General features: G+C 60.9%; 5 protein-coding genes and 1 pseudogene. 5 read left to right on the forward strand and 1 reads right to left on the reverse strand.

Going from position 1 to position 5,564, the window contains the following annotated elements:
* Positions 1-187 (forward strand): annotated as a pseudogene (locus A2I95_RS25400) (MerR family transcriptional regulator); the annotation flags it as partial.
* Positions 188-546: 359 nt separating this feature from the next.
* Here the strand turns inward: A2I95_RS25400 and A2I95_RS25405 are convergent.
* Positions 547-870: a hypothetical protein gene (locus A2I95_RS25405; RefSeq protein WP_291734393.1), complete on the reverse strand. Its 324-nt coding sequence runs from the start codon at positions 868-870 to the stop codon at positions 547-549.
* Between the two features lie 244 nt (positions 871-1,114).
* Between A2I95_RS25405 and A2I95_RS25410 the strand changes: the two genes are divergently transcribed.
* From A2I95_RS25410 to A2I95_RS25425, 4 genes are all read left to right on the forward strand, one after another.
* Positions 1,115-1,546, forward strand: a complete 432-nt coding sequence (locus tag A2I95_RS25410; protein ID WP_291734395.1) for a MerR family transcriptional regulator — start codon at positions 1,115-1,117, stop codon at positions 1,544-1,546.
* Between the two features lie 11 nt (positions 1,547-1,557).
* The gene (locus A2I95_RS25415) at positions 1,558-2,223 is read left to right on the forward strand and encodes a cytochrome c biogenesis protein CcdA (RefSeq protein WP_291734397.1); all 666 of its coding nucleotides are present in this window, start codon (positions 1,558-1,560) and stop codon (positions 2,221-2,223) included.
* 97 nt (positions 2,224-2,320) lie between these two features.
* On the forward strand, positions 2,321-3,793 hold the full coding sequence (locus A2I95_RS25420) for a hypothetical protein (protein WP_291734399.1): 1,473 nt from the start codon (positions 2,321-2,323) through the stop codon (positions 3,791-3,793).
* 4 nt (positions 3,794-3,797) lie between these two features.
* On the forward strand, positions 3,798-5,564 hold a 1,767-nt coding region (locus A2I95_RS25425; protein WP_291734401.1), incomplete at its 3' end, for a heavy metal translocating P-type ATPase.

A 5,564-nucleotide genomic window follows, 5' to 3' on the forward strand; every position in this document is an offset into this window, starting at 1 on the left:
CGTCGATGGTGGGGCACAGACCTGCGGGGAGGTGCAGGTTCTTGCGAATACTCATCTCGACTCTGTCCGCGCCAAGATTGCCGATCTCAAACGCATCGAGCACGTTCTGTCTTCCACAGTGGCGCAATGCACCGGTGACGACGTACCGGAGTGCCCTGTGATCGACGCGCTGACAGAGGTAACCTAACCGATCGCCGATTGAGGATGTCCGCACCCGCAATCCAGACAGGCAGTCGAACCGGCGCGATCACAAGGATCAAAGTGACGACGGTCGCTGTCTGTGAAATATGCCGCTCAGTCCAGTAACCAGAAATGCGCCGCCACCGATCTGGGTGGCAACGCCAAACCAAGAATTCGCCGACAGCTCCGCGACGTGTCGGGCTCGACAAGATCCGGGATAGCCGTTCCGGCCAAAAGGTTGGTCAGAATGATCTAGGCCGCAGGCAGTTCAGGCCGGAGACGCGATCCTCCGCAGCTTCCTGCCGGGTTGAATGACCGCATCCGGCATTCGTTCTTACCAGGCAGCGCTTCGCGTCATTAGCCTCATTACATAAGGGTTATGAGGAAGTCGTTGATCTGAGCTTCATTCACAACAACGATCCATGATATCGCGATCAGTACTGTGCTGCCCGTCAACCACCACTTTAGGTGGGAAATTGAGCCCCTTCGGTACGAAACAGCCCATGCCGAAAGTAAGACTGCCGTTGAGATACCAAGGACGTAGTAGCTTGCGGCGGCGATTTTCCCAAATATTGCAAGCCAGCTTCCACCAAGTCCGAACAAAATCATCGTCATCGGCAAAACACAGCACGCTGCAACACCAAGTGATGAGAGCGATCCAACGTAGCTGGCCCAGATTGATTTTTTCATGAATTCACCTCACGCCAAAGAGCGAACATACCATGGGAACGCTTATGCACCCTGTAGCAACCACAGGATCAAGAAGAGATTCTTCACGTGATCGCGATTGAAGAAACTTACAACGGAGGGGCTTATTCAGGCCATATTATTGGCTGCCGTTCACGTTGTTGCGCTCGATCTGGCAACCTGTTGACTCCGTACTACTGTACGGAGTCTATCCTTACGAAAACTGTGGTGAGCTATGGCACGGGGAATGACCATTGGCCGCGCCGCCGATGAGGCTGGCGTCGGCGTCGAGACCATCCGCTTTTACGAGCGCAAGGGATTGATCGAACAACCTCTGCGCCCAAGCGGCGGCGGCTATCGCGAATATGATCGCAAGACGGTGGAGCGCATCCGCTTCATCCAACAGGCGCAGGACCTAGGCTTTACGCTGCGGGAAATTGCCGAACTGCTGGCGCTGAGAACGGACAGGCAGGCAGATTGCGCCGATGTGCGCGACCAGGCAATTGCCAAACGCAAGGAGGTCGAATGCAAGATTGTAAGGCTTGAAGAGATACGGGCCGCTCTCGACGCGGTAATAGCTACATGTCCGGGCGGCGGGAGCCTCAATTCCTGCACGATTATGGAAGCGCTGAGTAGTCAACGCGCAAAGGCCAAGGCTACCATTGAGCCTTCTGAATAATGGAATTCGGCTTGTTCAACCTTCTGGTCCTGCCGGTTGGCCTAGGTCTATTCGGCTTCATCGAACCGTGTTCAATCGGATCGAGCCTGATTTTCATCAAGTATCTGGAAGGCAAACCGGGGGCGCGAAAACTCTCTGAAACGATGCTTTTCGCTCTGACCCGGGCACTGTTCATCGGTGGGCTCGGGGCGGTGGCGGTTCTGGCCGGTGCCGCCTTCACAGGGTTTCAGCGCGGTGCCTGGATCGTGCTCGGGGCCGGGTATGCGGCAATCGGCATCCTGTATCTGGTCGGGCGTGCCGGGTTGCTGATGCAGACCATTGGACTCCGGCTGGCGAGGTTGAACGGCGCGCGCGGTTCGGTCGGGCTCGGTCTGATCTTCGGCCTCAACATTCCTGCCTGTGCCGCCCCCTTACTCTTGGTGTTGCTTGGCTTTGCCGGCGCCGGCGGAGCGAGTGGTAATGCCGTTCTGGGGGGCTTCGTTTCGCTTGGCGTCTTCGGTCTGGCGCTGTCCCTGCCACTCGTCGCGGCCGCCGCCTTTGCGCCGGCGCGCCGGCTCATTGACCGGCTCGCCGCGCTCTCGGGCAGAATGCCGTTCTGGGCAGGGATCGTCCTCGTCGCCCTTGGCCTGTGGTCAATCTGGTTCGGCCTCTTCGCGGCGCTTCCCGCGCCCGCTTAAAATTCTCATCTGCCCCTTGACTCCGTATCACGGTACGGGCGGCAAGATGGCTTTCGAAACGGTTTCCACAAGGGAGCCCGCGGAAACGGAGGCTGTCATGAAATTACTCTCAAGATACGCGCGATCCGGTATCTCAACGCTTTTCGCAGGGGCTATGCTGGGTGCGACCTGCACCTCGCTGCCAGTCCACGCCGAAGAGGAGTTTCATTACAACGAGAACAACGTAGCTCCGGCGGTCTATTTCGCGGCGCTATCCAACCTTGCCAATGCGGTGATGTTTTCCGGACTTGGCGAGGCGCTGATTGTCTCTCCCTACGAGCGTGACGAATGGCTGAGGCGCGCGGGTTTCGTCACGCGGCCTGCTATGCCGGACATGGCGGCGGTTGGACCGCTCTATGCCGGGGCCGAGCCGCGCTTTGCCGAAGTACCGGAGTTTGCCGCTCCCGCAACATTGGCCTGGGACCGGTCCTCCTTTGACTGGACGCTGGACCCTGCTGCGCAAGCCTGGGCAATGATCAAGATCACCAGTCCCGAATTTCATCTGCAATTCCACGACATGCCTGAAAACAAGCTGGCAGGGCTGATGATGATCCCGCAGGCCCGCGCACAAGCTCAGACGCTGGAGGCGCGCCTGACAAATGGCAACAGGGTGTTCGCGCCGCTTACGCCCGATGGAGCCTACGCCGCCGCAGTGCCGCGTGACCAGATCGCTGTGCTTTGGGCGGCATCAAACATGGTGCTGGCTGGGATCAGCGGTCGCGGCGATTACTGGCACGCCGCTTATCGGGAACTGACGGACCCGGACAGCTATCGTGGTCTTTTGGAGAAGGCCTTTGCAGCCGTCAGGACGATGCCGCCTGAGACCCCGGGCGACCGTGGCTTGGCGATCGCAGTTTTGGCGCGTTTCGCCGTTGCCACTGATGACGACACACAGCACGGCGAGGCTTTGGCACTTGCGCGCGAACAGGCCGAAAGCCTGACCGGCGATCCCGGCACCGGCATTGAGGACCTGGCGCTTGCCGTCTTTGGGTTGACCGAGGCGGGGCGGTTTCTGGCCGAGCCGGCTTTCGCGGAGGACGCGCGGGATATCTTCAACGACCGTCTGCAGCCGTTCTGGGACGACGAGGCAGGGCTGTTCCGGCAAAGTGCGGGGGCGCAATCCTATGGTCCGCGCTTGGCTGGGGCAGTGGTGGCCGCGCTAAATGCGATGCGCTGGCATGGGGAAACTGCCGAAGCAGACAGGGCGGCGGCGCTGTTTCCGCGCTTTTTTGAAGCGGTGATTATCCGCTCCGGTCTCATGCAGGCGAGCCCGCTGCCGCTGGTGGCCGCGACCTATCTGGAAGGCGTGCCGCCCGAGCATTTCGCCCACCCAACCCTGCCGACGGCGACTGCTTTGGCGCCGGTTTTTGCCTCAGAAGCGATTTTCGAGGATGGCACATGGCGGATCAGCGACCCCGCCTTCCGAACCGGCGACGCGCTATTTCTGGCCAACATGCTGGCGCTCCGGAGCGGGGACGGGCGGAGCGATCTGTTCCTCTCCGACGACCTGCTGGCCGCCCTGAGGAGATGACGCCATGACCACTGCAACTTCGGCCCGCGGCACCCTGCAACTCAAGATCGGCGGCATGAGCTGTTCATTCTGCGCAAATTCCATCTCCTCGGCGCTCAAGCGGGACAGGGGCGTCAAGGAGGCGCATGTGTCGCTCGCGCATGAAGAAGTACTGATCCGCTTCGCGCCGGCAGAGACAGACGAGACCCGGATCAAGCGCACACTGACCGATCTGGGCTTTACTATCCGAGATCCGCGTAAGGTGAGCGCTTACGAGGAACAAAAACGCGCAATCCGCGAGGAAGCGGCGGACCTGGCCATGGCCGCCGTCGCCGCGCTTGTTCTGTTCGCGGCTATGGTGGCGATGTGGCTGGGTTGGTGGCAAATGCGCGACTGGCATGTCTGGACTGCCTGGGTGATTGCTACCTTCGTTTTCCTCTGGAACGGGCGGCGCATTACCCGCATGGCCTGGGGCGCGGCGAAACGCGGGATTACGAACCAGCATGTGCTTTTGTCGGTGGGGGCCATCGGCGCCTACATCGGCGGCCTGCTTGGCGCGCCGATGCCGTGGTTCGACTGGTACGGATTCGTCGGCTTTCCCGCGGTCGATTTTTTTGGCGTCGTGGTTTTTCTGACTGCATATCACCTGCTGTCGGGATGGGTATCACTGATCGTTCGTACCAAGGCATCGGAAAGTGTGCGGCGGCTTTTGTCCATGCAGCCGCAGGTGGCGAACGTGATCCGGGACGGGACCGAGCGGGAAGTTTCCATCGAAGAAGTTATGGTCGGCGATCATGTGCGGGTGCGGCCCGGCGAGCGCGTGCCCGTCGACGGGCGGGTTTTGTCGGGTGAAAGTGCGGTGGACGAGGCAATTGTCACCGGCGAGTTGGTGCCCGTGGAAAAAGTGGCGGGAATGGAGGTGATCGGCGGCTCGATCAACCAGACCGGCGCGCTTCTGGTTGAGACCACTCGCATCGGCGAGGATAGTTTCCTGCATCAGGTCGCCCGTCACGTAGAGGAAGCCAAGGCCATGAAACCCGGTATCGTGGTGCTGGTGGACAGGGTGCTGAAGCGCTATGTTCCTGCCGTTCTGGTCATTTCCCTTGCAGCGCTTTTGTTTTGGGGGCTTGCACCCGATACTTGGAGCCGCGAACCGCATTGGGTGCGTGCCATCTACGCCGCGGTCACCGTGCTCGTCATGGGCTACCCCTGTGCGCTTGGCATGGCGACGCCTCTGGCCCTGATCCGGGGCGGCGGCATTGCCGCCACGCGGGGTATCCTGATCCGTTCGGGTGAAGCCTTCCAGATTCTCAAGGACATCACCCATGTGGTGCTCGACAAGACCGGCACGCTGACCGAAGGCAAACCGCGTCTGGTCGAAGTCATTCCTCTGAACGGCTTTGAACGGGACCGTGTCCTGGCCCTTGCCGCCGCCGCAGAGGAACAGTCGGAACACCCACTGGCAAAAGCGATTGTGGCGAGCGCGCAGGAGGAAGGCGTGAGCTGGACGGAGGCACAGGATTTTCATTCGGTGACGGGCGGCGGGGTATTCGCCCGTTTGGAGGAGCGTTCGGTTCTGGTCGGCACGGCGCGGCATCTGCGCGGTCAAGGCGTCGATACCGATACCGCCGAGGCAGTGCTGCTGGAGCAGGAAGCCCGGGCGCATACCGCTGTCCTGCTGGCGGTAAACGGCGAGCCCGCCGCCGTGCTGGCGCTTGCCGACACGTTGAAACAGGATGCGGCAGAGGCCATCGCGGCCTTGCATGAACAGGGCATAGAAACCCTGCTGGGG

This window comes from Leisingera sp. F5, from assembly GCF_001593695.1.

Excerpts from the sequence above, each read along its gene's own strand:
- A2I95_RS25405 (WP_291734393.1), bottom strand. The coding sequence starts at position 870 with ATGAAAAAATCAATCTGGGCCAGCTACGTTGGATCGCTCTCATCACTT.
- A2I95_RS25410 (WP_291734395.1), top strand. The coding sequence starts at position 1,115 with ATGACCATTGGCCGCGCCGCCGATGAGGCTGGCGTCGGCGTCGAGACC.
- A2I95_RS25420 (WP_291734399.1), top strand. The coding sequence starts at position 2,321 with ATGAAATTACTCTCAAGATACGCGCGATCCGGTATCTCAACGCTTTTC.